The organism is Streptomyces sp. NPDC030183, assembly GCF_055573455.1.
The window spans coordinates 412160-437103 of the sequence record NZ_JBVIBK010000001.1 but is presented as its reverse complement, the minus strand read 5'-3'; the positions used below and the strand labels follow the sequence as shown (position 1 = coordinate 437103).

The 24944-nt window shown below is 71.7% G+C and carries 19 protein-coding genes and 1 pseudogene; 13 read left to right on the top strand and 7 right to left on the bottom strand.

The features are described 5' to 3' along the window. The first annotated feature begins 143 nt into the window (after positions 1–143). Positions 144–740, top strand: a complete 597-nt coding sequence (locus ACZ4Z2_RS01865; RefSeq protein WP_468071308.1) for a histidine phosphatase family protein — start codon at positions 144–146, stop codon at positions 738–740. Here ACZ4Z2_RS01865 and ACZ4Z2_RS01860 read toward each other — a convergent pair. Then, positions 737–2248 (bottom strand): hypothetical protein, encoded by a 1512-nt coding sequence (locus ACZ4Z2_RS01860; protein ID WP_468071306.1) that lies wholly within the window; start codon positions 2246–2248, stop codon positions 737–739. The two genes, ACZ4Z2_RS01865 and ACZ4Z2_RS01860, sit on opposite strands and share 4 nt — an antisense overlap. 317 nt (positions 2249–2565) lie before the next feature. Between ACZ4Z2_RS01860 and ACZ4Z2_RS01855 the strand changes: the two genes are divergently transcribed. Beyond that, positions 2566–2961: a hypothetical protein gene (locus ACZ4Z2_RS01855; RefSeq protein ID WP_468071672.1), complete on the top strand. Its 396-nt coding sequence runs from the start codon at positions 2566–2568 to the stop codon at positions 2959–2961. An 84-nt stretch (positions 2962–3045) separates the two neighbouring features. Next, positions 3046–3909, top strand: coding sequence for a spermidine synthase (locus ACZ4Z2_RS01850; protein ID WP_468071304.1), 864 nt, complete (start codon positions 3046–3048; stop codon positions 3907–3909). A gap of 29 nt (positions 3910–3938) precedes the next feature. Here ACZ4Z2_RS01850 and ACZ4Z2_RS01845 read toward each other — a convergent pair whose 3' ends face one another. Continuing rightward, positions 3939–4529 (bottom strand): hypothetical protein, encoded by a 591-nt coding sequence (locus ACZ4Z2_RS01845; RefSeq protein WP_468071302.1) that lies wholly within the window; start codon positions 4527–4529, stop codon positions 3939–3941. 144 nt (positions 4530–4673) lie between these two features. On the opposite strand from ACZ4Z2_RS01845, the gene ACZ4Z2_RS01840 reads away from it, so the two are divergent. Continuing rightward, a complete protein-coding gene (locus ACZ4Z2_RS01840) occupies positions 4674–5378 on the top strand; it encodes a response regulator transcription factor (RefSeq protein ID WP_468071301.1) in 705 nt (234 codons plus the stop codon). Further along, positions 5375–6772, top strand: a complete 1398-nt coding sequence (locus tag ACZ4Z2_RS01835; RefSeq protein WP_468071299.1) for a sensor histidine kinase — start codon at positions 5375–5377, stop codon at positions 6770–6772. Before ACZ4Z2_RS01840 ends, ACZ4Z2_RS01835 begins: the two co-directional genes overlap by 4 nt. Here the strand turns inward: ACZ4Z2_RS01835 and ACZ4Z2_RS01830 are convergent. After that, entirely contained in the window at positions 6765–9686 is a 2922-nt protein-coding gene (locus tag ACZ4Z2_RS01830) for an AMP-binding protein (protein ID WP_468071670.1), read from the bottom strand. The genes ACZ4Z2_RS01835 and ACZ4Z2_RS01830 overlap by 8 nt on opposite strands. Positions 9687–9933: 247 nt before the next feature. On the opposite strand from ACZ4Z2_RS01830, the gene ACZ4Z2_RS01825 reads away from it, so the two are divergent. The 8 genes and pseudogenes from ACZ4Z2_RS01825 to ACZ4Z2_RS01790 form a co-directional block, all read left to right on the top strand. Further along, positions 9934–10992 (top strand): iron ABC transporter substrate-binding protein, encoded by a 1059-nt coding sequence (locus tag ACZ4Z2_RS01825; protein WP_468071297.1) that lies wholly within the window; start codon positions 9934–9936, stop codon positions 10990–10992. 6 nt (positions 10993–10998) lie between these two features. Further along, on the top strand, positions 10999–12624 hold the full coding sequence (locus ACZ4Z2_RS01820) for an ABC transporter permease (RefSeq protein ID WP_468071295.1): 1626 nt from the start codon (positions 10999–11001) through the stop codon (positions 12622–12624). Next, positions 12621–13838: an ABC transporter ATP-binding protein gene (locus ACZ4Z2_RS01815; protein WP_468071293.1), complete on the top strand. Its 1218-nt coding sequence runs from the start codon at positions 12621–12623 to the stop codon at positions 13836–13838. The genes ACZ4Z2_RS01820 and ACZ4Z2_RS01815 overlap by 4 nt, the downstream gene beginning before the upstream one ends. Before the next feature lie 272 nt (positions 13839–14110). Then, positions 14111–15421 (top strand): ABC transporter substrate-binding protein, encoded by a 1311-nt coding sequence (locus ACZ4Z2_RS01810; RefSeq protein WP_468071291.1) that lies wholly within the window; start codon positions 14111–14113, stop codon positions 15419–15421. A gap of 123 nt (positions 15422–15544) precedes the next feature. Beyond that, positions 15545–16531 carry a carbohydrate ABC transporter permease gene (locus ACZ4Z2_RS01805; protein ID WP_468071289.1) on the top strand — a complete coding sequence of 329 codons (987 nt, stop codon included), beginning with the start codon at positions 15545–15547 and terminating at the stop codon, positions 16529–16531. Next, positions 16528–17421 carry a carbohydrate ABC transporter permease gene (locus ACZ4Z2_RS01800; RefSeq protein WP_468071287.1) on the top strand — a complete coding sequence of 298 codons (894 nt, stop codon included), beginning with the start codon at positions 16528–16530 and terminating at the stop codon, positions 17419–17421. The genes ACZ4Z2_RS01805 and ACZ4Z2_RS01800 overlap by 4 nt, the downstream gene beginning before the upstream one ends. Before the next feature lie 35 nt (positions 17422–17456). After that, entirely contained in the window at positions 17457–19469 is a 2013-nt protein-coding gene (locus ACZ4Z2_RS01795; RefSeq protein ID WP_468071285.1) for a beta-galactosidase, read from the top strand. A gap of 62 nt (positions 19470–19531) precedes the next feature. Continuing rightward, positions 19532–19666: pseudogene (locus ACZ4Z2_RS01790) on the top strand (PIN domain nuclease); the annotation flags it as partial. Positions 19667–19803: 137 nt separating this feature from the next. On the opposite strand, the gene ACZ4Z2_RS01785 reads toward ACZ4Z2_RS01790, so the two are convergent. The 4 genes from ACZ4Z2_RS01785 to ACZ4Z2_RS01770 all read right to left on the bottom strand — a co-directional run bounded on the left by ACZ4Z2_RS01785 (position 19804) and on the right by ACZ4Z2_RS01770 (position 24671). Then, a complete protein-coding gene (locus ACZ4Z2_RS01785; protein ID WP_468071283.1) occupies positions 19804–21237 on the bottom strand; it encodes a GH1 family beta-glucosidase in 1434 nt (477 codons plus the stop codon). A 133-nt stretch (positions 21238–21370) separates the two neighbouring features. Beyond that, positions 21371–22288 (bottom strand): carbohydrate ABC transporter permease, encoded by a 918-nt coding sequence (locus ACZ4Z2_RS01780; protein WP_468071281.1) that lies wholly within the window; start codon positions 22286–22288, stop codon positions 21371–21373. 11 nt (positions 22289–22299) lie between these two features. Further along, positions 22300–23304, bottom strand: a complete 1005-nt coding sequence (locus tag ACZ4Z2_RS01775; RefSeq protein WP_468071279.1) for a carbohydrate ABC transporter permease — start codon at positions 23302–23304, stop codon at positions 22300–22302. Positions 23305–23309: 5 nt separating this feature from the next. Then, positions 23310–24671, bottom strand: coding sequence for an ABC transporter substrate-binding protein (locus ACZ4Z2_RS01770; RefSeq protein WP_468071277.1), 1362 nt, complete (start codon positions 24669–24671; stop codon positions 23310–23312). Positions 24672–24944 lie beyond the last annotated feature (273 nt).

The window sequence follows — 24944 nt, the reverse complement described above, 5'->3', positions numbered from 1 at the left end:
GACGTCGTCCCGTGCGCAGGACGCTGTCCAAGACGCTGAGATCGCCCCACGGGTTGCCCCCCGGCAGTGTGAGCGATGATGGACGCATCCGCCTCTTCATTCTCCCTTCCCCCAGAGGACACCCGGAAAGGTTTCGGTTTCTCATGGCACCGCGCATCCTGCTGGCCCGACACGGACAGACGGAATGGTCCCGGCTCGGGAAGCACACCGGCAGGACGGACGTGCCCCTCCTGGAGGAGGGCCGACGCGGCGCCAAGCTGCTCGGGGAGCGTCTCCACCGGGCACCCCTGGACGGGCTGCCCGGTGCCGAGGTCCGTACGAGTCCCCTCTCACGCGCGCGTGAGACCTGCGAACTGGCCGGGTTCGGCGAGCGGGCCACCGCGTGGGACACGCTCATGGAGGTCGACTACGGGGCGTACGAGGGGCTCACCCCCGCCGACATCCAGGCCGTACGGCCCGGCTGGCTCATGTGGCGCGACGGCGTCCCGGACGGGGAGACGCTCCAGCAGCTCACCGCGCGCGCGGACGAGGTGGTGGAGTGGGCGCGCGCCGGGGAACGGGACGTGCTGGTCTTCGCCCACGGTCACATCCTGCGGTCCATAGCCGCCCGCTGGCTCGGCCAGGGCATCGACTTCGCCGCCCGCGTCCGCCTCAACCCGACGTCCCTGTCGGTCCTCGGCTGGGCCTACGGCGACCCGGCGATCGAGTCGTGGAACGACACGGGGCACCTGGCCGGCTAGGCGGTACGCGCGACCCCCGCGTGCCGTTCGAGGAACGCCGACACGCCTGCGGCCCGGCGGTGCGGCAGCAGTACGCGGGCCGTGCCCGCCAGCATCTGCTGGACCCGGGAGGACTGGACCTCGTCCAGCAGGTCGAGGACCCGCATCCCGGCCGCCGCGGCCTCGTCGGGCCGCCCCCCGCGCGCGAGGTCGTCGGCCAGCTCGGCGGTGTAGAGCGCGATGTTGCGGGTGAAGTGCGGGTTCTGCAGCTGTGCGGCACGCCGCGCGTGCCGGGCCGCCCGGGGCCAGTCGCCGAGCGTGGACCAGCACTGCGCCTCCAGTGCCTCCAGCTCGGCCTCCCCGTAGAAGGTCATCCACTCCGGGTCGGCGTCGGACGTCCCCCGCCCGAACAGGGCGTGCGCGCGGGCCAGCGCCTGTTCGCAGCCGGTGCGGTCGGCGAGCCCCGCCCAGCCGCCCGCCTCCCGCAGCGCCAGCAGGGACATCAGCCGCGGGGAACCGAGGGGCCGCGCCACGCGCTGCGCGGCCTGCGCGGCCCGTACCGCCTCGCGCGGGCGGCCCGCGTCCCGCGCGAGGAACGCCGTGTTGCAGAACGCGTGCGCCTCCAGGGCCGGGTCGCCCGACATCCTGGCCGTGGCGAGCGCCTCCGCGTAGTGGGAGCGGGCGTCGTCGAAGCGCCCCGAGTCATGGGCCAGCCAGCCCACCGAGATCGCCAGTTCACCGGCCCCCGAGTACAGCCGGTCGGCGCTGGCCTGCCGTGTGGTCCCCGCGTCGAGCAGCGCGTACGCGGCCCGCAGCGGCGCCGAGGCCCTGCGGTAGAGCCCGTCGGCGCCGTGCCGGTCGTCGAGCAGCCGGATCTTGCGTACGGCCGCTTCGAGGGCCCCCGCCTCCGACGCACCCGCGCGGAGCGTGGCCCGGCCCGTGGCCGAGGCCGTGCCGCCGAGGGCGAAGGGGCCCAAGGAGGCGGCCGCCATCGCGGCGGTACCCCCGGTCATGAACGCGCGACGCTGCACGTCGCTCTCCTCGTGGTCCTGGTACGTGTGGTGCGTGTCCCGCCGGCCGCGCGCACAGCCCGTGTCGCCCCGCGGGTCCTGCATGTCGTACGTCTCTTGCGTGTCATACGGCTCGTATGCCCCTTCCGTCTCACCCCTCGCGTCGAGCGAGGAGCGCGAGCAGCTCTTGGTGCGAGGGGAGGGCGCCACCTCGGTGGAGCGCGCCCCCCGACCGCGTACCTCCGCGCGGGGCGCGAATCCCAGGTCGGTCAGGGTCCGGCCCGGGAACATATGCAGGAACACCCGTTCGTACGCGTAGTTGGGGCAACGGATCTCCCCTGACTCGACCCGTCCGACATAGCGCGCGTCACAGCTGACCCGCTCACCGATCTCACGCGCGGCCCGCCGTACCGCCGCGGCGAACTCACCCGGCGAACGCTGCCCGCGCAGCTGCCGAAAGGCGAGGTTCGGCCGCTGTGGCCGGGGAGACTGGGATGAGGTCACCGAAGACGACGCCATGGTCGGGCCCTCTCTCGCGAACCGTCGAACCGTGCCGGAATCAGGGGAGTTGTCCGCGGCGAGTTGCCCCCGTCCTGGACGGTTGGTTCCTCTGTGTCCGGCGGGGCAAGAACGTACCCGCCCCGCGGATGCCGCGACGCGGGGTTTGGCTACAAACCGGATATCTCATCCTTGATCTGCCATGAACTGCCATCCTTTGCGGCACGGTTGCGCCGTAGCCGTTGACGGGGCCCGCGCGTTGGGCAGCCTGGACCGGGAGCGCCCGAACTCCCGATGCCGTCTGCCGGAGGAGGGGGTTGTACGTGTTGGAGGCCCGGATGGAGAACGTCGAACCCCGTACACCGATGTCGCGGTCGGGCTCCCCGTGCGACCTCGTGACCGTGCCCGCGCGGCAGGGGCTGGAGGCCGTCGACATCCTCCGGCGCGGTGCGCTCGACGTGGTCGGGCCCGTCATGACCGTGGGCCCGGTCCTGCACGACGACACCTGCGACACCCTCGGGTTCCTCGTCCCGCCGGGCACGGCCGACGCGTGGGACGTGCCGGGCAGCACCTGCACGCAGAGCGACGGTCGGGGGGCGGTGCTCGCCCCCGCCGACGGCGCGGACTGGCTGCTGCCGCCCGGGGAGGCGGACCTGGCGACGGATCCGGCGGTGCTGCGGGCGGCGCTGGGGGAGGCGGCGCGGTTGATCGAGGCCGCGGACAACTGCCGCTGAGCGGCACGGTTCGTCCGGGCCGTCACGGGCGTCCCGGACGGGCGGGGAGCACCCTGCCCGGCGCCGCCGTCGATAATGGGCCGTATGGGCAGGTCGAAGAAGGGGCGGGGGCGGGCAGCCGACGTCGTCGTGGAGGCGGTGGACGGCGGACTCGCCGAGTTGGTGCCGGATCCGGACCGGGCGAGGGCCTGGACCCTGCTCGTGGACGGTGCGCCGCAGTCGCACGTCGACCTCGACGATCCCGCGTACCTGTCGTTCGAGTACCAGCGGCGACTCGGCCATGTCATCGACCTCGTCGCCCCGCCCGGACGGCCCGTGCACGCCGTCCACCTCGGCGGGGGCGCCTTCACGCTCGCGCGGTACGTCGCCGCCACCCGGCCCCGGTCCACCCAGCAGATCGTCGAGCGGGACGCGGCGCTCGTCCGGCTCGTACGGCGAGAGCTGCCGCTGGACCCGAACGCGCGCGTGCGGGTGCGGTCGGCGGACGCGCGCGAGGGCCTGGCCAAGGTGCCGGACGGCTGGGCGGATCTGGTGATCGCGGACGTGTTCAGCGGGGCGCGCACCCCGGCCCATCTGACGTCGACGGAGTTCCTCGCGGACGTACGGCGGGTCGTCAAGCCCGGCGGGTGCTACGCCGCCAACGTCGCCGACGGTCCTCCGCTCGCCCATCTGCGCGGCCAGATCGCCACCGCCGCCGCGGTCTTCCCCGAACTCGCCCTGATCGCCGACCCGGCCGTGCTCCGGGGCAAACGATTCGGCAACGCGGTCCTCGTGGCCGCCGGCGGGCCGCTGCCGCTCGCCGAACTCACCCGCCGTGCCGCCTCCGACCCGCACCCAGGCCGTGTCGAACACGGCAGGACGCTCACCGACTTCACCGGCGGGGCGGTGCCCGTGAGCGACGCGGCGGCCGTCGCCTCGCCCGCGCCGCCGCCGTCGGTGTTCCGCTGAACCGACCGGCACGGCACGGCACTCGGGGGTCAGAAGTTCTGCACGTCCACGCGGGGCGCGCTGTCGTGCCAGGTGCAGAACACCGACACCCGGTCCGCACCCGCGGCGAAGTCGACCCGGATCCAGGTCTCCGTCTTCCACACCTGCATCGACCAGCCCGCGCCGGGCGTCGCCGAGACGAGGGTCGCGTACGTCTTCGTCAGCGAGAGGACCACCCGGCCGCCCTCGGTGTCGTACGCCTCGACCTGACCGGAGTCGGCGGACGACCCGTCACCCCGACTCGGGTCGACCCGCGGGGACTTCGCCGGGGCCGGTGAGGTCCCGCCGGTGCCGCTGCCCGCCGAACCGCCCTTCCGCTCCGTCCGGTCTGTCCGATCCGTTCGGGCGGCGCTCGGGGAGGGATCCGGGCGGGCCGTGTCGGAGACCCGGGAGGACTCGTTCCGGCTCTTGTCGTCCTCCCCGTCCTTCCCCTCGGCGGCCGTGATGGGCAGGGCGCGGGGCGGGTCGTAGCCGGTGCCGGCCATCACCGTGTGCACACCCCACCACGACAGCGTGACCGCCGCGCCCGTGGCGAGCAGCCAGGCCAGTACGTGTAGGAGTCCTCTGCGCATCGCGGCCATCCTGCACCAGGAGTCCCACCCGTGTCGTGGGGTCCGGGGTCCGCACAGCCCGTGGAGGGCCTGTGGCGGCCCTGTGCGCGGGGGTGTGGACAAGTTGTCCACAGGCCCCGACCGGGCTCGCTCCGATGGCGTACGGTGCGGCGCATGGCAAGTGTGCTCGTGGTCGAGGACGACCAGTTCGTACGCTCGGCGCTGATCAGGCATCTGACGGACGCCGCACACACCGTGCGCAGCGTCGGTACGGCCCTGGAGGCGCTGCGCGAGGTCGCCCACCACCGTTTCGACCTGGTCATCCTCGACCTGGGGCTGCCCGACCTGGACGGCTCCGAGGCACTGAAGATGCTGCGCGGGATCACCGACGTGCCGGTGATCGTCGCCACCGCGCGGGACGACGAGACGGAGATCGTCCGCCTGCTCAACGCGGGCGCGGACGACTATCTGACCAAGCCGTTCTCCGTCGAGCACCTGTCCGCCCGGATGGCCGCGGTCCTGCGCCGTGCGCGCGGCCCCCTGGGGGAGCCGCCCCCCTCCGCGGTCATCCGCGTCGGCGGTCTCGCCATCGACCCGCTGCGCCGCCAGGCCGAACTGGACGGCGTACGACTCGACCTGACTCGGCGTGAGTTCGACCTCCTCGCCTTCCTCGCCGGCCGGCCCGGTGTCGTCGTCCCCCGCAGGGAGCTCCTCGCCGAGGTGTGGCAGCAGTCGTACGGGGACGACCAGACCATCGACGTCCATCTGTCCTGGCTGCGGAGGAAGTTGGGGGAGACGGCGGCGCGGCCCCGCTATCTGCACACCCTGCGGGGCGTCGGGGTGAAGCTGGAGCCGCCGGGGCCGGCGGTGCTGCCATGAGGTGGGCGCTGGTCAAGGTGTGCGTCGCGGTGACGACGATGGTCGTGGTCGCCTTCGCGGTGCCGCTCGGACTCGTCGTCAAGGAGATGGCCCGCGACCGTGCCTTCTCGGGCGCCGAGCGGGAGGCGGCGGCGATCGCCCCGGCCCTGTCCATCACCGGCGACCGCGAGCAGTTGGAGCGGGTCGTCGCCTCGGCGGGCGCGGACGACGGGCTCGCGGTCCACATCCCGGCGGGCGGTGACGGGACCGCCGCGCTCGACCTCGGCCGGCAGCGCGCCTCCGACCAGGACATCGCCACCGTGCGCGAGCTGGGCCGGGCGTCCACCACCGAGGTGGCGGGCGGGTCCACCCTGCTCCAGCCCACCGCGCTCAGCTCGGGCGAGATAGCGGTCGTCGAGGTGTTCGTCCCCGAGGCCGAGGTGAGCAACGGCGTGGCCACCGCGTGGGCGGTGCTCGCCGGGGTGGGCATCGCCCTCGTGGTCGGCTCCGTGGCGGTGGCCGACCGGCTCGGGGTGCGGATGGTCCGCCCCGCCCGGCGGCTGGTGGACAGCGCCCACGACCTGGGCGAGGGGCAGCTGGGCGCGCGGGTGCCCGAGGAGGGGCCGAAGGAGCTGCGGCTGGCGGCGGTGGCGTTCAACGCGATGGCCGACCAGGTGGTCCAGCTCCTGGCGAACGAACGGGAGCTGGCGGCCGATCTGTCGCACCGGCTGCGGACGCCGCTGACCGTGCTGCGGCTCAACGTGGCCTCGCTCGGCGACGGGCCCGCCGCCGAGCAGACCAGGGCGGCGGTGGAGCAACTGGAGCGCGAGGTCGACACGATCATCCGTACGGCGCGGGAGGCCAAGCCGCAGACCGCGGCGGCGGGGCCGGGCGCCGGGTGCGACGCGGCGGAGGTGGTCCGGGAGCGGATGGCGTTCTGGTCGGCGCTCGCGGAGGACGAGGGCCGCAAGTGGCGGGTGGCCGGGGTCGAGCGGCCCGTGCGCATACCCGTCGCCCGGGCCGACCTCGCCGCCGCGCTCGACGCCCTCCTCGGCAATGTCTTCCGGCACACGGCGGAGGGCACCGCCTTCGCCGTCGACGTGCACAACGGCGAGGACGCCGTGATCGTGCTCGTCTCCGACGCGGGCCCCGGCATAGCCGACCCCGAGGCGGCCATGGCGCGCGGCCGCGGCTCGGGGCACGACGGCTCGACCGGACTCGGCCTCGACATCGTGCGCCGCCTCGCCGAGGAGACGGGCGGCGACGTACGCGTCGGCTCCTCCGTGCTGGGCGGCGCCGAGGTCAGGATCTGGATCCAGCTGGGCGGCCGGGACGGCAGGGGGACGGCGCGGAAGGGGCACCGGGGGGCGATGCGGCGACGCCGTCAGAGCGGGTTGGCGTCCGTCTTCAAGTAGCCGACGCGCTCGTGCGCGGTGCCGGTCGCCGGGGAGCGGGGCACGGCCACCGCACGGCTCGGGTCAGCCGGGTCGCCACGGCCGCGTACATGATGCCCACGGCGAGGGAGGCGAGAAGGGCGAGGGCGGGGAAGTCGTCCTGGAGGTGGGGGTAGACCTGGAAGTGGGTCAGATAGATGTAGAGCGAACTGCCCGCCAGGAGGCCGGCCAAGCGGTTCAGAGGGGCGAGGCTGGGCAGGGTCGGGACCCAGATCAGCAGGGCCAGGCCGGCGATCACCACGGCCGTGCGCAGCTGTTGGTCCGGCTCGAAGAGGCCGGGCGTGGCGAGCAGCAGGACCACGGTCAGGAGCAGGCGCCGCCGGGCCGTGCCGGCGCGGGCCGCCGCCCAGCCCAGGGCGAAGAGCCAGAAGACGACCGTGGGGCCGAGGTGGAAGCGGGCCGGTGCCAGGTCGGCGATGTCGTAACGGCCGAGGAGCCCGACGGCCAGCAGGGCGATCGGGACGCCGAAGGCGTGGCGGCGCTCCAGACGGTCGACCAGGGGGAGGGCCAGCAACAGGGCCAGGGCGACGAGGAAGTAGAGCAGTGCCTCGACGAACCAGTAGTGCCACTCGTGGCGTTCCGTTCCCTGGTCGAGAAGGCTGTTGAGGAGGAAGGCGTTCGCGGGGTCGTAGAGGCCGGTCAGGAGGACCGCCCCGGTGATCCACACCGCGCTCGGCAGGGCGATCCGGGCGATGCTGCGCCACAGGTGCCGCAGCCGCGCCCGGTGTTCGGCGTCGGTGAGGTGGAAGCGGGCGAAGTTGTGCCCGGCGACCCCGATGAGGATGTGGGCGGCGCCCTGGAGGGTGAAGAGCTGGATGTGCGAGCCGACGATCAGGACGATGCCGACGGCGCGCAGGGCGATGCCGGTCTCCACGGTGCGGCGCAGGCCGGCGCGGGTGACGGCCGGCCGCGTCCCGGTCCCGGCGGGGTCCGGGGGTGTTGCCGTCGGTGCCAGGTCGCGGAGAGGGCGGGTGTGCCAGTCGGACGGCAGGGCGCCGAGTACCTCCTCCAGACGCAGGGACATCTCGACGTAGCAGAGGGAATCGCCGCCCAGGCCGACGAAGGTGCTGTCGTCGGTGACGTCGGCGCGGTCGAGTATCTCGGCGTAGAGGGCGCGGAGCCGAGCGGTGGGGGACGGGTCGTGGGCCAGGCGGCGGTCGGCTGAGGGGGGTTCGGCGGCGGGGGTGTGCTCAGGGGCCGCGGCGCTCACCGCGCCGCTGGTGTGCCCGTCGGCCGGTGCGCGCGGAGGCATCGCCGGAGCGGAGGCCGGTGCGGTCGGGCGGGTCAGGTGGCGGACCGCCGTGTAGTCCGGCTTGCCGGTCGGCAGCCGGGGGAGGTCCGCCTCGGGAAGCGCGCGGAGGCGTACCGCTCGGGGCGGGAGGCCGCACGCGGCCGCCGCCAGGCGCCGGAGGCGGGGCTCGTCGGCGGCGGTTCCGGCGGCGGCGACGGCCAACTCGTCGCCGTCACCCGCGCAGTACGCCTTCACGCCGTGCCGTTCCAGCGCGGCCTCGACGCGCTGCGGGTCGATGCGCAGGCCGAGGATCTTCGCGAAGCGGCTGCGGCGGCCGACGATCTCGTACAGGCCGTCGGGAGCCCGCCGGGCCAGGTCGCCGGTGTGGAGTTCGGTGAGGACGCGGCCGAGGGAGAGGTCGGCCGGGCTCTCGGCGTAGCCGAGCATCACATTGGGGCCCGAGTACACCAACTCGCCCACGAGGGGGCGCCCGCCCTCGCCGGTGGCCGGGCCGTGGTCGAAGGCGGCGCCGGCAGCGAGTCGGTCAGCGGCGGCGACTCCGTGGCCGGGGGCGAGTCCATGCCTGTCGCGTGCGTGGTCGTCGCATTCGCATTCGCATTCGCGTTCGCGTTCGCGTTCGTGCTCGTCGCGTGCGTGGTCGTCGCGTTCGCGTTCACGTTCGTCGTGTTCGTGGTCGTCGAGCGGGCGCAGGTGGAAGGAGCCGCCGGGGATCGGGATGCCGACGGCCTCCGGCCGGGTGGCCGCGAGATGGGGCGGCAGGTAGGCCATACGGGCCGTGGCCTCGGTCTGGCCGTACATGACGAAGAGGTCCCAGCCGCGGCGGCGCCCCAACTCGGCGTAGCGGGCGACCCGCTCGGGCGCGAGCCGGCCGCCGGCCTGGGTGATCCGCCGCAGTCGCGGCAGCTCCATCCGGTCGAAGCCGATCCGGTCGAGCAGATCGAAGGTGTACGGCACCCCGGCGAGCGACGTGGCGCCGGTGGCGCGGAACTCGGCCCAGAAGGCGTCCTCCGTGACCGACCGCTCGGTGAGGAGCAGCCCGGCACCGCGCAGCAGATGGCTGTGGATGACGGACAGGCCGTAGCAGTAGTGCATCGGGAGGGTGGTGGCCGCCCGGTCGGTGTCGGTGATGCCGAGGTAGGTGGCGATGGACTCGGCGTTGGCCTGCACGTTCTCGTGCGAGAGCCGTACGAGCTTGGGGGAACCCGTCGAGCCGGAGGTGCTCAGCAGGAGGGCGAGATCCGGGTGGAGGGTGTGGGCGGTGCCGGGGCGGTGCTCGTCGATCGTCCAGGTGCCGTCGGTGCCCGTGCGGGCCACCACGTCGGGCGCGTACGCGGCGGTGAGGGACGCGATGCCGTCGTCGCTGTCGCCGGGGACGAGCAGCACGGGATGACCGACGGAGAGGGCGGCCAGATACGTGACCAGCGCGTCGGCGCGGTTGGCCCCGGCCACCAGCACGAGCCGCCGTACGGGCCCGAGTCGCTCGGCGGCGGCGGCCACGCGCTCGGCGAGGGCGCGGTAGGTGACCGTGCCGGTGGGGGTGTGGAGCGCGACACGGTCGCCGTACGCGGCGAGGTCGCGGGCGAAGGGCACCGAGTGCGGTCGGCCCTGGGACCTCGGGAGCAGGACCGGGGCGGCCGGGGCGGTGCGGACGGGCAGGACGACGGAGGGGGCCCGGAGGGGGCCGGAGGAGTGGATCACGGGGCGCGGCCTTTCGGAGCAGCGTCCGCGGGTAGCACACGCCCCTTGACGCTTAGGCAAGCTTTACCTTATTCATAGCATGTTCACAGTTGGCTAAAAAGCGTCAGTTCGCCACCACCGACCAAGGTCACGGCCCTGGTACATCGGTGAGCCGCGCAGGAAAGGCACACATATGCGACGCCCTCTGGGTGGCCGGATCTTCGCGTTCGTCGCGGCCGGTCTGCTGCTTCCCGCCCTCGCCGCCTGCGGTTCCGGCGGCGACAAGGACGGCGGCGGGGCGGGTGAGGCGGGCGACGCGACCCTCGTCATCTACACCGGTCGCAACGAGAAGCTGGTCAAGCCGATCCTGGACAAGCTGGAGAAGGCCGTGGGCGCCGATGTCGAGGTGCGCTACGGCGACAGCGCCGAACTCGCGGCGCAGATCCTGGAGGAGGGCGACCGCACCAAGGCCGGGCTGTTCTTCTCCCAGGACGCCGGGGCGCTCGGCGCGCTCTCCCGGGAGGGCATGCTCGCGAAGCTGCCGCAGGCCACCCTCGACAAGGTCGACAAGGCGTACCGCGGCGGCGAGGGCGACTGGGTGGGCCTGTCGGGGCGTGTCCGCGTCATCGCGTACAACCCCGACGAGGTGAGCGCGGACGAGGTGCCGGACAGCGTCCACGACGTGGTGAAGCCCGAGTGGAAGGGCAAGGTCGGCTTCGCGCCCACCAACGCCTCCTTCCAGGCGTTCGTCACCGGGATGCGCGTCCTGGAGGGCGACGACGCGGCCCGGAAGTGGCTGGAGGACCTCAAGGCCAACGGGGCCAAGACGTTCAGCAACAACCTCGCCACGCTCGACGCCGTGGAGGCCGGCGAGGTCTCGCTGGGTCTCGTCAACCACTACTACTGGTACGAGCGGGTCGCCGAGAAGGGCGAGGACGGCGTCGACGCCAAGCTGCACTTCCTGCCCGGCAAGGACCCCGGCTCGCTCATCAACGTGGCCGGCGCCGGCGTCCTCGCCGCGAACGAGGACCAGGCCGCCACGGCGCGCAAGGCCGTGGACTACCTGCTGTCCAAGGAGGCGCAGACGTACTTCGCGGACACGACGAAGGAGTACCCGCTGGCCGCGGGCGTCACCAGCTCCGTCGAAGGGCTGCCGCCGTTCGAGTCGCTCCAGTCGCCCGACATCGACCTCGGCAAGCTGGAGTCCCTCCAGGAGACGCTGGCGATGCTCCAGGACGTCGGGCTGGTCTGACCGGCCGTGAAACCGTCGCCGACCGCCCGGCACGCGCCGTCCGCCCCGCACGCGCCGTCCGCCCCGCACGCGCGGGCCACCCCCCGGCTGGGGCAGACGCCGGCCGGTTTCGCCGGACGCGGGGCGGAGCGCAGGCCGCCCCTGGTCCTGCTCGTCCCCGCCTGTGTGGCCGGCCTCTTCGCCCTGCTCCCGCTCGGCTACCTCGCGGTCCGCGCGCTCGAACGCGGCCCCGCCTTCGCCTGGGAGGTCGTCGCCGACGAGCGGACGCTGGACCTCCTCGGGCGCAGCCTGGGCCTGACCGCCGTGGTCGTCGCGGCCTGCGTGGTCCTCGGGGTCTCGCTGGCCTGGCTGACGGTGCGTACGGCGCTGCCCGGCGCCCGCTTCTGGTCGGTCGCCGCGACGTTGCCACTGGCCGTGCCCAGCTATGTGGCGGCCTTCGCGTGGCTGTCCGCCGAACCGGGCCTCGCCGGGTTCGGCGGAGCAGCGCTCTCGCTGACCCTGGTGAGCTTCCCCTATGTACTGCTGCCGGTCGCGGCGGCGCTCAGGGGCATCGACCCGGCGCAGGAGGAGGCCGCGCGCTCCCTCGGGCACGGTCCGCTGCGTACGTTCCTCCGGGTCACGCTGCCGCAGCTGCGTCCGGCGGCGGCGGGCGGGGCGCTGCTGGTGGCGCTGTACGTGCTCTCCGACTTCGGCGCCGTCTCGCTCATGCGGTACGACACCTTCACCCGGGCCATCCACACCTCGTACCGGGCCTCCTTCGACCGCACCCCCGCCGCCGCGCTCAGCGTCGTGCTGGTGCTCATGACGGTGGCCCTGGTCGCCGCCGAGGCGCGGACGCGCGGCCGTGCCGGGCACGCCAGGACCGGCGGCGGCACCGCCCGCCCGGCGGAGCCCGTGGCGCTCGGCCGGTGGAAGCCGCTCGCCCTGCTGTGGTGCGGCGCGGTGGCCGCCGTGGCCGTCACCTTCCCGCTCGGCACCCTCTGCTACTGGCTCGCCGTCGGCTCCTCCGCCACCTGGGACCTCGGCGGCCTCACCGAGACGGCCTGGGCCACGCTCGGCGTCGCCGCGGCGGGCGCCGCCCTCACCACGCTCCTCGCCCTGCCCGTCGGCGTGATCGCCGCCCGGCACCGGGGGCGCGGGGCACGGCTGCTGGAGCAGTCCGCCTACGCCGGGCACGCCCTCCCCGGCATCACGGTCGCCCTGTCGCTGGTCTTCTTCGCCGTCCGCTACGCCTACCCGCTCTACCAGCGACTCCCGCTGCTGGTGTGCGCCTACGCCGTCCTCTTCCTGCCGGTCGCGGTGGCCGCCACCCGCGCCGCCGTGCTCCAGGCCCCGCCCGTCCTGGAGGACGTGGCCCGCTCCCTCGGCCGCCGGCCCTGGCAGGTGCTCCGCGAGATCACCGTCCCGCTGGCCGCGCCGGGCGTCGCCGCCGGAGCCGCGCTGACCTTCGTCGTTTGCATGAAGGAACTCCCGGCGACCCTGCTCCTGCGCCCCACCGGCATGGACACACTCGCCACCCGCCTGTGGACCGAGACCGGCGCGGGCTCCTTCGCGGCGGCCGCCCCGTACGCCGCCGCGCTCATCCTGTTGGCCGCCGTGCCTTCGTACCTGCTGGGGAGGCACCGATCATGAACGAGTCCCACGCGAGCGAGCCGGGCACGGACGTTCCGGACCCGCACCCGTCCACCACCGCCGAACCGCACACGATCGAACAAGAACCGTCACGACCTCGGGGGGACGGGTCTCACGCAAACGAGCCGCACGCAAACACGCCGCAGTCGGACGACCCGCACGGCAACGCGCTCCACGTCGAGGGCCTCACGAAGTCCTACGCGGCCGGTCACGACCCGGTCCTGCGCGATCTGCGGCTCACCGTCCCGGCGGGTGCCCTGGCGGCCGTCCTCGGCCCCTCCGGAGGCGGCAAGACGACCCTGCTCAGGATCGTCGCCGGGTTCCTGCGGGCCGACGCGGGCACCGTCCGGCTCGGCGGACGGACCTTGGCCGGACCCGGCGTCCATGTGCCGCCGGAGCGGCGCCGCATCGGGATCGTGCCCCAGGAGGGCGCCCTCTTCCCGCACTTGAGCGTGGCCCGGAACGTGGCCTTCGGGCTGACCGGGCTGACCCGGGGCGAACGGCGGCACCGCACCGGCGAACTCCTGGAACTCGTCGGCCTCGCCGGATACGGCGACCGGATGCCGCACGAGCTCTCCGGCGGCCAGCAGCAGCGCGTGGCCCTCGCCCGGGCCCTCGCGCCCCGGCCCCAGCTCGTGCTGCTGGACGAGCCGTTCAACGCCCTCGACAGCGCGCTCAGGGCGGGCGTACGGGCCGATGTCCGGGCCGCGCTGCGGGCGACCGGGGCCACGGCCCTTCTCGTCACCCACGATCAGCAGGAGGCCCTCTCCACGGCCGACCTCGTCGCCGTGGTGCGGGACGGCCGGGTCGCGCAGTGCGCCACCCCGCAGGACCTCTACCGCCGCCCGGCCGATGCCTGGGTCGCGGGCTTCGTCGGCGACGCGGTGCTGCTCCCCGCCACGGTCGGCGGTGACGGCACGGCCCGGACGCCGCTCGGCGCCGTCCCCCTCGCCGCTCCGCCCGAGGGGCCGGCCACGGGCACCGTGCTGCTCCGCCCCGAACAGCTCCGGCTCACCGCTCCGGCCGCCGAGGGGGCCGTACGGGGCACGGTCACCGACGTGTGCTTCTACGGCCACGACGCCATGGTCACCGTCGCCGTGGACGGCCACGACACCCCGGTGGGCGTCCGCGTCGCGGGCCCGCTGCCGGTACGGCCGGGAGAGGTGACCGGCGTCCGGGTCACGGGCGAGGCGACGCTGCACACGGAGCGCTGAACGGACCACCTGTGTGACGGGTCTTGTGCGGTCCCCGTACCCCCGATGCATGTATACGCCATCTTGCGGGATGGCCCACCTGTGTGACGGTCACGTTTCGACGATCAGGGATTACGTTTCAACAAAGGGAGACAGGAAGGCTTGACGCGCGACCTGGCATAGGGCTGTTATGGCGACCACCGTGTTCGGTCAAGTTGGTTTCTGGTCGATTTCGATCACTAGCCGACGAGGGCCTCTGTGATGACCGAACCATTGTCCCCAGGGAGCCGTTCATGCACCTCACACCTTCCGGTCTCTCCGTGCCCGGCACGAGCCGCCGCACCCTGCTGCGCGGCATAGGCGGAGCCGCGGCGCTCGGCGCGGGCGTCCCGCTGCTCAGCGCCTGCGGCGGCAGCGGCGGCTCGGCCACTGACTCGAAGACCGTCTCGCTCGGCTCCAACGCCTCGGACGCGGTGCCGAAGAAGGCGTTCGCGGAGATCTACGCCGACTTCGCCAAGAAGTCCGGCATCAAGGTCGACGTGAACACCAAGGACCACAACACGTTCCAGGAGCAGATCAACTCCTACCTGCAGGGCACGCCGGACGACGTGTTCCACTGGTTCGCGGGCTACCGGATGCAGTTCTTCGCGGCGAAGGGGCTGGCCAGCCCGATCGACGACGTCTGGAAGAAGATCGCCGGGAACTTCCCCGAGGCGATGAAGAAGCTGAGCCAGGGCGAGGACGGCAAGTTCTACTTCGTGCCGCTGTACACGTACCCCTGGGCGGTCTTCTACCGCAAGAGCGTCTTCCAGGAGAAGGGCTACGAGGTCCCCACCACGTGGGACCAGCTCGTCGCGCTGTGCAAGAAGATGAAGAAGGACGGCCTGGTCCCGATCGCCTTCGGTGACAAGGACGCCTGGCCGGCGATGGGCACGTTCGACCAGATCAACTTCCGTGCCAACGGCTACGACTTCCACGTCGAGCTGATGGCGGGCAAGGCCTCCTGGACGGACGCCAAGGTCCGCAAGACGTTCGACCTGTGGTCCGAGCTGCTGCCGTACCACCAGGAGGGCGCTGTCGGCCGTACCTGGCAGGACGCGGCGCAGACGCTGGTGTCGAAGAAGGCGGGCATGTACCTGCTGGGCTCCTTCGTGGGCCAGCAGTTCACCAACAAGGCCGACCTGGACGACCTGGACTTCTTCGCCTTCCCGGAGATCGACCCGGCGTACGGCCAGGACACCGTCGAGGCCCCCACCGACGGCTTCATGATGAGCAAGAGCCCGAAGAACAAGGCCGGCGCGGTCAAGCTCCTGGAGTTCCTCGGCACCCCCGAGGCGGAGCAGATCTACCTCAAGGCCGACCCGAACGTGGTGGCCGCCTCCACCAAGGCCGACACCTCCTCGTACACGCCGCTGCAGAAGAAGGCGTACGAGATGATCTCCGGGGCCAAGAGCCTGACGCAGTTCATGGACCGCGACAGCCGCCCGGACTTCACCTCCACGGTGATGCAGCCGTCGCTGCAGAAGTTCATCCGTGACCCCAAGGGCATCGACAGCCTGCTCTCGTCGATCGAGCGCCAGAAGAAGACGATCTTCGCGTCCTGACGGCCGACCGTCCCGACGGCCGCCCCACGACCGCCTCCGCGGTCACGTAGGCGGCCGTCGGGGCGGCTGTCCCCAGGACTGTCCGCCCCCAAGACCGTCCTCACGACTGGATGACCGACAGACATGACGACCTCACCCACCAAGAGCCCGGAAGCGCCCGCGTCGCCTCCGGGCTCCACCCCTGCCGAGAAGACGGCGGCCACCAAGGTGCCCCAGGGGCACAAGCGTCTCCTGACCCGCCGTGACCGCGTCACGCTGGGTCTGATGGCGGGCCTGCCGACGATCCTCCACGTCGCCCTGGTCTGGGTGACCGCTCTCGCCTCGATCCTGCTGGCCTTCACCACCTGGGACGGCATCGGCTTCGACGCCATCAAGTGGGTCGGGCTGCACAACTTCGAGGAGTTGTTCACCAACAACCCGCAGTTCTGGCCCGCGGTCGAGCACAACATCGTGTGGTTCGTGGTGCTGATCCTGATCCCGACACCGCTGGGGCTGTTCCTCGCGGTGCAGCTGGACAAGCAGATCCGCTTCAGCCGCGTCTACCAGACCGCGTTCTTCCTGCCCGTCGTGATGTCGCTCGCGGTCATCGGCTTCGTGTGGCAGCTGATCTACAACCCCGACACGGGTCTGATCAACAGCATCATCGGCGCCAACAAGCCCGGCCACTACATCGACTGGATCGGCGACCCGGACCTCAACCTCTGGGCGATCCTCATCGCCGCGTCCTGGCGCCACACCGGCTACATGATGATCCTCTACCTGGCCGGTCTGAAGAGCGTCGACCCGTCCCTGCGGGAGGCGTCCGCCCTCGACGGCGCCAACGAGTGGCAGACGTTCAAGAACGTCATCTTCCCGACCCTGCGCCCCACCAACACCGTCGTGCTGGTCGTCACCATCATCGAGGCCCTGCGCGCCTTCGACCTCGTCTTCGTCTTCAACAAGGGCGCCGAGGGCACCGAACTGCTGTCGATCCTGGTCACCAACAACATCATCGGTGAGTCCAGCCGTATCGGATACGGCTCGGCCATCGCCGTCGTCCTGCTGGTGATCTCCCTCGCCGTGATCATCCCCTACCTGATCGCGACCTTCCGGAAGGAGCGGCGCGCATGAGCACCACCGTCGCGACCGACGCTGTGAAGCAGCGCACTCCCGTCCGCCCCGCCCGGGTCCTGCTGCACGTCTTCCTCGCCGGTGCGGCGCTCGCCTGGCTCGCGCCCCTGCTGTGGGCGCTCTACGCGGCGATGCGCCCGTACGGCGAGACCAGCGAGAAGGGCTACGTCTCGTGGCCCGACAAGCTGAGCCTCGACAACTTCACGAACGCGTTCACCCAGTCGGACATGACGCACTACTTCGTGAACACGCTGATCATCGCCGTGCCCGCGGTGCTGCTGACGCTGTTCCTGTCGTCGATGGTCGCGTTCTACGTCAGCCGCTTCGACTTCCGCGTCAACCTGTTCCTGCTGCTGGTGTTCACGGCCGGCAACCTGCTCCCGCAGCAGGTCATCATCACCCCGCTGTACCGCCTGTACCTGCTGATCGACCTGCCCGGCATCACGGTCAGCGGCAAGCTCTACGACTCGGCGCTCGGCCTGGTCCTGATCCACGTGGCGTTCCAGTCCGGCTTCTGCGCCTTCGTGCTGAGCAACTACATGCGGTCCCTGCCGCACGAGCTGACCGAGGCCGCGCTCGTCGACGGCGCCTCCGTGTGGCGCCTGTACTGGCAGATCGTGCTGCCCCTGTGCAAGCCCGCGATGGCCGCCCTGGCGACACTGCTGTCCATCTGGATCTACAACGACTTCTTCTGGGCGCTGGTGCTGATCTCCACCGGTGAGAACATGCCGATCACCTCGGCGCTGAACAACCTCTCCGGCCAGTACTTCACCGACCCCAACCTGGTCGCCGCCGGTGCCCTGCTCACCGCCATCCCGACGCTGGTCGTGTACTTCGCGCTCCAGCGCCAGTTCGTCAGCGGTCTGACGCTCGGCGCCAACAAGGGCTGACACCGGCCCCGTTCGAAAGAGAACCAACCGTACCCATGAGCACCCTGAACGTCCCCGGCATCGCGTACGGCGGCGACTACAACCCCGAGCAGTGGCCCGAGGAGGTCTGGCACGAGGACGTACGCCTCATGCGCGAGGCCGGCGTCACCATGGTGAGCGTCAACATCTTCTCGTGGGCGTTCCTGGAGCCCCGCGAGGGCGAGTACGACTTCTCCCGCCTGGACCGCATCCTCGCCCTGCTCCACGAGAACGGCATCGCGGCCGACCTCGCCACCCCGACGGCGGCGCCCCCGGCGTGGTTCTTCCGCGCCCACCCCGAGGCGCTCCCGGTGGACAAGGACGGCCGCACCCTGTCGTACGGCAGCCGCCAGACGTTCTGCCCGTCGAGCCCCGCCTACCGCGAGGCGGCCCTGCGGATGGCCGGCGAACTCGGCCGCCGCTACGCCGACCACCCGGCGGTGGTCATGTGGCACGTCCACAACGAGTACGGCTGCCACAACGGCGAGTGCTACTGCGACACCAGCGCGGCGGCGTTCCGCGTCTGGCTGCGGGAGAAGTACGACGACGACCTGGCGGCGCTCAACGACGCCTGGGGCACGACGTTCTGGAGCCAGTGGTACTACGACTGGGACGAGATCATCCCGCCCCGCGCCACCGGTGCCGTCCCCAACCCGACGCACCAGCTGGACTGGCGCCGCTTCTGCAGCGACGCGCTGCTGTCCCTGCTGAAGGCGGAGCGGGAGGTGCTGCGGGCCGCGGCCCCCGAGGTGCCCGCCACCACCAACTTCATGGTGATGTACAACTTCGACAAACTGGACTACTGGCGCTGGGCCCCCGAGCTGGACATCGTCTCCAACGACCACTACCTCCAGTCCACCGACCCCGAGTCGGAGATCGACATCGCGCTCAGCGGCGACCTGGTCCGCTCGCTCGCGGGCGGCCGCCCGTGGCTGCTGATGGAGCACTCCACCGGCGCGGTCAACTGGCAGCCGGTCAACCGCGCGAAGACGGCGGGCGAACTGCGCCGCAACGCGCTCTCCCACGTGGCGCGCGGCGCCGACGGCATCGCCTACTTCCAGTGGCGGGCCGCGAAGGCGGGCGCCGAGCAGTGGCACTCGGCGATGCTCCCGCACGCGGGCACCGAAAGCCGGATCTGGCGGGACGTCGTCGCGCTGGGCGCGGACCTGAAGGCGCTGGCGGAGGTGCGCGGCAGCACGGGCACGGCCGAGGTGGCCGTCGTCTGGGACTGGGACGCCTGGTGGGCCGTCGAGCTGCCCTCCCAGCCGAGCGGTGAGCTGCGCTTCCAGGACCTGGTGCGGGCCTGGTACGAGCCGCTGTGGCGCTCCGGCGTGGCGGTGGACTTCGTCCGCCCCGACGCGGACCTCTCGGCGTACAAGCTGGTCCTCGCGCCGAGCCTGTACCTCGTGGACGACGAGGGCGCGGCGAACCTCACCGGTTTCGCCGAGCGGGGCGGCACGCTGGCCGTTGGCTTCCACAGCGGGACGGTCGACGAGAACTGCCACATCCGCCTCGGCGGCTACCCGGGGGCGTTCCGCGAGGCGCTGGGCGTCCACACGGACGAGGTGTTCCCGCTGCTGCCGGACGAGTCGGTCGAGCTGGCCGGCCTCGGGGAGGGCGCGCGGGGTGTCCTGTGGTCCGAGCGGGTCGCCCTGCGGGGCGCCGAGCCGGTCGCCACGTACGCCTCCGGGCCGCTGGCCGGGGTCCCGGCGGTGACCCGCCACACGCACGGCACGGGCACGACCTGGTACGTGGCGACCCGCCCCGACGGGACGACCCTGGCGTCCCTGCTGGACCGCATCCGCGAGGAGGCGGGCGTACGCCCGGTCCGCACGACCCCGGCGTCCGTCGAGACGGCCCTGCGCCGCGGCCCGGAGGCGGACTACGTCTTCCTGATCAACCACGGGGAGGCGGAGGCGGAGATCGGGGTGGCCCCGAACGCCGTCGACCTCCTGACGGGCAACCCCGTCCCCACCGGCTCACTGAAGCTGGCGGCGGGGGATGTGGCGGTGGTGCGGGAACCGCGCTGACGGTAGCGACCCGCCCGGGGCGCCCGTACGAGCACTGACTGGCGGAGTCGGTGCCCGTACGGGCGCCCGGCGTGCTCGTCGCCGCGACCGCCGAGCTGCAGGGCCTGACGATGCTCCACTACGACCACGACTTCGAGACGATTGCCTCGGTCACCGGTCAGCCGACGCAGTGGCTCGCGGCGCCGGGCGGTCTCTGAAAGCCCTGGTGAAACGTGACAACCCCGAGGGGCGCGGTGCTCCCCTAATCGCACCGCGCCCCTGGCCCCCGCTCCCCCCGGAGGGCTTCCCCGGCCCTCCGCGTGGTCCGGTGGCTCGTGGCCCCCGGAGGTCGGTGTTACGGCGTGGGCGCGGCCAGGGGCGGGAGGGCGCCCGTCTTCGCGGCCTTGGCGTACCACAGCGCGCTGGACTTGGGGGTGCGGGTGAGCGTCGCGTAGTCGACGTAGACCGCGCCGAAGCGCTTGCCGTAGCCGTAGGCCCACTCGAAGTTGTCCATCAGAGACCACAGGTAGTAGCCGCGCACGTCCGCGCCCTCGGCGATGGCGCGGCGCACGGCGCGCAGATGGCCGTGGAGGTAGGCGATGCGCTCGGGGTCGTGGACGCGGCCGTCGGAGTCCATCTTGTCGTCGTAGGCCGCGCCGTTCTCCGTGATGTACAGCGGCAGCCCGGGCGCCTCCCGGGTGTACCGCATGATCAGCTCGTGCAGCCCGGTCGGGTCGATGGTCCAGCCCATCTCCGTCCGCTCGCCCGGCGTCTGGTGGAACAGCACGTCGTCCGCGCCCGGCCACGGCGAGTGCTCGCTCTCGCCGTGCCCGTCCGCCCGCGGCGCCGCCATGTCCGCCGACGCCGCGCCCACCAGCGTGGGCGTGTAGTAGTTCAACCCCAGCGCGTCCAGCGGCTGGTGGGCCGTCGCCACGTCCCCGTCCCGCACGAACGACCAGTCCGTCAGCTCCGACGTCGCGGCGAACAGCGACTCCGGGTACGCCCCGTGCAGCATCGGCCCGTGGAAGACCCCGTTCGCCAGGTCGTCGATCTTCCGGACCGCCGCCAGGTCCTCCGGGGTGCGGGAGAGCGGCCGGACGACCGACGAGTTCAGGCTCACCGCCACCGAGTTGCGCGCCGGCATCACCGAACGCAGCGCCACCGCGCCGAGACCGTGCGCCAGGTTCAGATGGTGGGCCGCGCGCAGCGACGCCACCGGGTCCGTACGGCCCGGCGCGTGCACCCCGGAGGCGTAGCCCAGGAACGCGCTGCACCACGGCTCGTTCAGTGTGATCCACTGCTCGACGCGGTCACCCAGCGCCTCGCCCACGATCCGCGCGTACTCGGCGAAGCGGTACGCGGTCTCGCGCTCCGGCCAGCCGCCCGCGTCCTCCAGCTCCTGGGGCAGGTCCCAGTGGTAGAGCGTGACGGCGGGCTTGATGTTCTTGGCCAGCAGCTCGTCGACCAGCCGGCGGTAGAAGTCCAGGCCCCGCTGGATCGCCGGGCCCCGGCCCGTCGGCTGCACCCGCGACCAGGAGATCGAGAAGCGGTACGAGCTGAGGCCCAGGTCCGCCATCAGCGCCACGTCGTCGCGGTAGCGGTGGTAGTGGTCGACAGCGATGTCACCGGTCTCGCCACCGGCCGTCTTGCCCGGGGTGTGGCTGAAGGTGTCCCAGATGGAGGGCGTGCGGCCGTCCTCCCGCACCGCCCCCTCGATCTGGTACGCGGACGTCGCCGCGCCCCAGAGGAAGGCGGGAGGAAAGGTCACTGGCGTCGTGGGCTCAGGCATGGAAGCGCTCCCATTGGTGGTCGATCAGACCGACGATTCGGGTGGGGGGAAGGAGGAACAGGGGGGAGGAGGGGGCCGGGGCGGCGGTGACCCGGCCCCACGGTACGAAGGGATCAGGCGGGCGACGCGGGGGTCAGCCCTTCACCGCGCCCTGCATGATGCCCCCGACGATCTGCTTGCCGAAGATCGCGAAGACCAGGAGCAGCGGCAGTGTGCTGAGCAGCGCGCCCGCCATGATCAGGGCCTGGTCGGGGGTGTAGCCCCGGCCGAGACCGGCCACCGCGACCTGCACGGTCGGGTTGCCCAGCTGGGTGAGCACGAGGAACGGCCAGAGGAAGTCGTTCCAGGTCTGCACGAACATCAGCATGCCGAGCACGGCCATCGCGGGCCGCGCGGCGGGGAACACCACGTGCCAGACGACCCGCCAGCTGCTCGCGCCGTCGACGCGGGCCGCCTCGATGATCTCGTCGGGCAGCGCCTGGAGCAGGTACTGCCGCATGAAGAACACACCGAACGCGCTGACCAGCGACGGCAGGATCACCGCCTGGAGCTGGTCGGTCCAGTCGAGCTTGGCGACCATCATGTACAGCGGGATCACCTGGAGCTGCGGCGGCACCATCATCGTGCCGATCACGATCAGCATCAGCGCGCCACGGCCCCGGAACTTCAGCTTGGCGAAGGCGAACCCGGCGATCGTCGACAGGAAGACGATGGTCAGCGAGGAGACGCCCGCCACGATCGTGGTGTTGAGGAACGCCTCGCCCAGATTGGCGTCCTCCCAGGCCACTTCGATCTTGTCGAAGAGGTTCGCGCCGAACCAGAACGGCGGCGGGGTCTCCGCCAGCCGCGCGTTGTCCCGGGAGGCGGCGACCGCCGTCCAGAACAACGGGAAGAGCGACACGACGGTGAACGCGATGAGGATGACGTACGCGAGGGGGCCGGCGTGGTGCTGACCGCCCGCGCGGGCCGCCTTCGGGCCGCGCCTGCGCCTGCCGTTGTCCGGCGGCTCGGGCACCGCGTCGGCGGGGGGCTTGGTGATTGTCGTCGTCACGGCCGGTCTCCTTAACTACTGGCGCGCAGCCGGCGCGAGATGACGTAGTTGATGATTCCGACCACGATGAGGATCAGGAACATCGTCCAGGCGATCGCCGAGGCACGGCCCAGGTGCTGGTTCACCCAGCCCTGCTCGTACAGGTACAGGCCGAGCGTCTGGAACTGGTGCTGGGACCCGCCGGACGCGCCCTTGTTGGCGTCGAACAGCAGGGGTTCGGCGAACAGCTGCGAGGCGCCGATGGTCGAGACGACGCAGGTGAAGAGGATCGTCGGGCGCAGCGAGGGCAGCGTCACATGGAGGAACTGCCTCCAGCGGTTCGCGCCGTCGAGGGCCGCCGACTCGTACAGGTCCTGGGGGATCGCCTGCATCGCGGCCAGGTAGATCAGCGCGTTGTAGCCGGTCCAGCGCCAGATGACGATGGTCGACACGGCGATCTTGGAGTACCAGGTGCCGTTCTGCCAGTCGATCTGGTCGATGCCGAACAGCCCCAGGAACCAGTTGATCATGCCGTAGTCACGGCCGAAGAGCAGCACGAAGACCAGGGTGGCGGCGGCGATCGACGTGGCGTACGGGGCGAGCATGATGACCCGGTAGAAGGTCGAGGCACGGAGCTTGTAGTTGAGGATGTGCGCGATGCCCAGCGCCATCATCAGCTGCGGGACGGTCGAGATGATCCCGATGATCAGCGTGTTCTTCGCGGCGTTCCAGAAGAACTCGTCGTCGAAGATGCGGGTGAAGTTGCGCAGCCCCACCCAGCTCATGTCGGTGGGGGCGGTCAGTTCCACCGCGTGCAGCGAGGCCCAGCCGGTGTAGAGCAGCGGGAACAGGCCGAACGCGACGAACAGCAGGAAGAAGGGCGAGACGAAGGCGTACGGGCTCCAGCGCACGTCCCGCTGCCAGCGGCGGGACAGCCGGGCCCGGCGTCGTTCCTCGGTCGCGGACTCCGCGGGCGGGCGGGCCGGGGCCGCGCCCCCCTTGACGGGGGGCGCGGCGGCGTCGTGCCGTGTGGGCATACCGGTCACTTGTCCAGTGCGTTGTCGATGGTCTTGACGGCGTTCTTCCACGCGTCCGCGGCCGACTTGCCCTGGGTCACGAGGATCACGCCGTTGTCGGTCAGGCCCTGCTGGATGATCTGGTCCTTCGGGCCGATGGTCTGGACGGGGATGTTCTTGGCGGCCTCGGCGAAGATCGTGCCGATCGGCGCGTCACCGGTCATGTCGTTCTTCGCGTCCTTGACCGCGGCCGAGTCGTAGGCGGCCGGGGTGCTGGGGAAGCTGCCCTGTACGGCGAAGAGCTTCGCCTGCTGCTCGGGAGCGGTCAACCAGGCGGCCAGCTTCGCGGCCTCCTCGGCGTTCTTGCCGTTCTTCGGCACGGACAGGAACGATCCGCCCCAGTTGCCGGACTTCGGCGCCTGGGCGATGTCCCACTTGCCGGCCGCGTCGGGCTTCGACTTGCCCTTGATGTAGCCGAGCATCCACGGCGGGCAGGACATCGCGGCGAACTTGCTGTTGGCGATCGTGGTGTCCCAGGCGGGCTGGAACTGCGTCTGGTTGCCGACCAGCCCGTCCTTGGCGGCCTTGGCCGTGAGGTCGAAGGCGTCCTTGACGGCCGGGTTCGTCTTGTAGATGACCTCGCCGGAGGAGTCGTAGAACCGGTCCTTCTCACTGCTGAGGATGGCCTGCAGCAGACCGCCGGGGGAGTCCAGGAACGTGGTGCCCTTGGGCGCCTTCGCCTTGTACTTGTTGCCGGCCTCGACGAGCTTGTCCCAGCTGCCCGCCCACAGCTTGCCGACCTCCGCGCGGTCGGTGGGCAGGCCGGCCTTCTCGAAGAGGTCCTTGCGGTAGCAGATGGCCATCGGGCCGACGTCGGTGCCCAGGGCGACGGTCTGGCCGTCGGAGGTGGTGCCCTGCTGCCACTTCCAGGGCAGGTAGTCGTCCTTCTTGCCGTACTTCGACAGGTCGAGCAGCTTGTCCGACTGGGTGCCGACGATCTCGGCGATGTTGCCGACCTCGACCATCTGGATGTCCTGCAGACCGCTGCCGGTGGTCAGGTGGTTCAGGAGAGCGGGGTAGTAGTTCTCGTTCCGCTCCACCACGGTCTGCTGGATGTCGATGTCCGGGTGGAGCTTCTCGTACTCCTTGTACAGGCCGGACTCCTCGAAGCCCGCGGTGCCGAACAGCCCCAGGGTGATCTTGGTCTTGCCGCCACCACTACCCGACGACGTGTCGTCCTCGTCCTTGCCGTCGTCGGCACAGCCGGCGAGCAGCCCGGCGCCCAGCGCGGCGACGGCCGCGACGACCACCGTCTTGCGCGTAGTGCGGGCGATTCGGGTGCCCCCGCCCGACCGCAGCCGGGAGTGGGGGAGGGTACGTGCTCGCATTGCGTCCTCCTGATGCCCTGACGTGCCGACCCCCCGGCCAACTGCGTTGTTGGGCCCGTCTTTTCACTGCTGCGGCTCGGGCGGGGAACGTGCGGGATGTGTAAGTGCCAGGTACTGTGGGAGCGCTCCCACAAGTGATGTGTTGAAGAGTCGTCGGTTCGTGCGGGGGTGTCAAGACGGTGGGCGCGGAGAGATGTCTTCGGTTATCGGGCTGTTAACTAAGCCGGGGACCGAGGGCCCGGCCTGACCGGAACCGGCGGCCGGCGGGACCGA

Excerpts from the sequence above, each read along its gene's own strand:
- ACZ4Z2_RS01865 (WP_468071308.1), top strand. The coding sequence starts at position 144 with ATGGCACCGCGCATCCTGCTGGCCCGACACGGACAGACGGAATGGTCC.
- ACZ4Z2_RS01815 (WP_468071293.1), top strand. The coding sequence starts at position 12,621 with ATGAACGAGTCCCACGCGAGCGAGCCGGGCACGGACGTTCCGGACCCG.
- ACZ4Z2_RS01795 (WP_468071285.1), top strand. The coding sequence starts at position 17,457 with ATGAGCACCCTGAACGTCCCCGGCATCGCGTACGGCGGCGACTACAAC.
- ACZ4Z2_RS01770 (WP_468071277.1), bottom strand. The coding sequence starts at position 24,671 with ATGCGAGCACGTACCCTCCCCCACTCCCGGCTGCGGTCGGGCGGGGGC.
- ACZ4Z2_RS01805 (WP_468071289.1), top strand. The coding sequence starts at position 15,545 with ATGACGACCTCACCCACCAAGAGCCCGGAAGCGCCCGCGTCGCCTCCG.
- ACZ4Z2_RS01845 (WP_468071302.1), bottom strand. The coding sequence starts at position 4,529 with ATGGCCGCGATGCGCAGAGGACTCCTACACGTACTGGCCTGGCTGCTC.
- ACZ4Z2_RS01855 (WP_468071672.1), top strand. The coding sequence starts at position 2,566 with ATGGAGAACGTCGAACCCCGTACACCGATGTCGCGGTCGGGCTCCCCG.
- ACZ4Z2_RS01835 (WP_468071299.1), top strand. The coding sequence starts at position 5,375 with ATGAGGTGGGCGCTGGTCAAGGTGTGCGTCGCGGTGACGACGATGGTC.
- ACZ4Z2_RS01785 (WP_468071283.1), bottom strand. The coding sequence starts at position 21,237 with ATGCCTGAGCCCACGACGCCAGTGACCTTTCCTCCCGCCTTCCTCTGG.
- ACZ4Z2_RS01840 (WP_468071301.1), top strand. The coding sequence starts at position 4,674 with ATGGCAAGTGTGCTCGTGGTCGAGGACGACCAGTTCGTACGCTCGGCG.
- ACZ4Z2_RS01850 (WP_468071304.1), top strand. The coding sequence starts at position 3,046 with ATGGGCAGGTCGAAGAAGGGGCGGGGGCGGGCAGCCGACGTCGTCGTG.
- ACZ4Z2_RS01860 (WP_468071306.1), bottom strand. The coding sequence starts at position 2,248 with ATGGCGTCGTCTTCGGTGACCTCATCCCAGTCTCCCCGGCCACAGCGG.
- ACZ4Z2_RS01775 (WP_468071279.1), bottom strand. The coding sequence starts at position 23,304 with ATGCCCACACGGCACGACGCCGCCGCGCCCCCCGTCAAGGGGGGCGCG.
- ACZ4Z2_RS01825 (WP_468071297.1), top strand. The coding sequence starts at position 9,934 with ATGCGACGCCCTCTGGGTGGCCGGATCTTCGCGTTCGTCGCGGCCGGT.
- ACZ4Z2_RS01810 (WP_468071291.1), top strand. The coding sequence starts at position 14,111 with ATGCACCTCACACCTTCCGGTCTCTCCGTGCCCGGCACGAGCCGCCGC.
- ACZ4Z2_RS01800 (WP_468071287.1), top strand. The coding sequence starts at position 16,528 with ATGAGCACCACCGTCGCGACCGACGCTGTGAAGCAGCGCACTCCCGTC.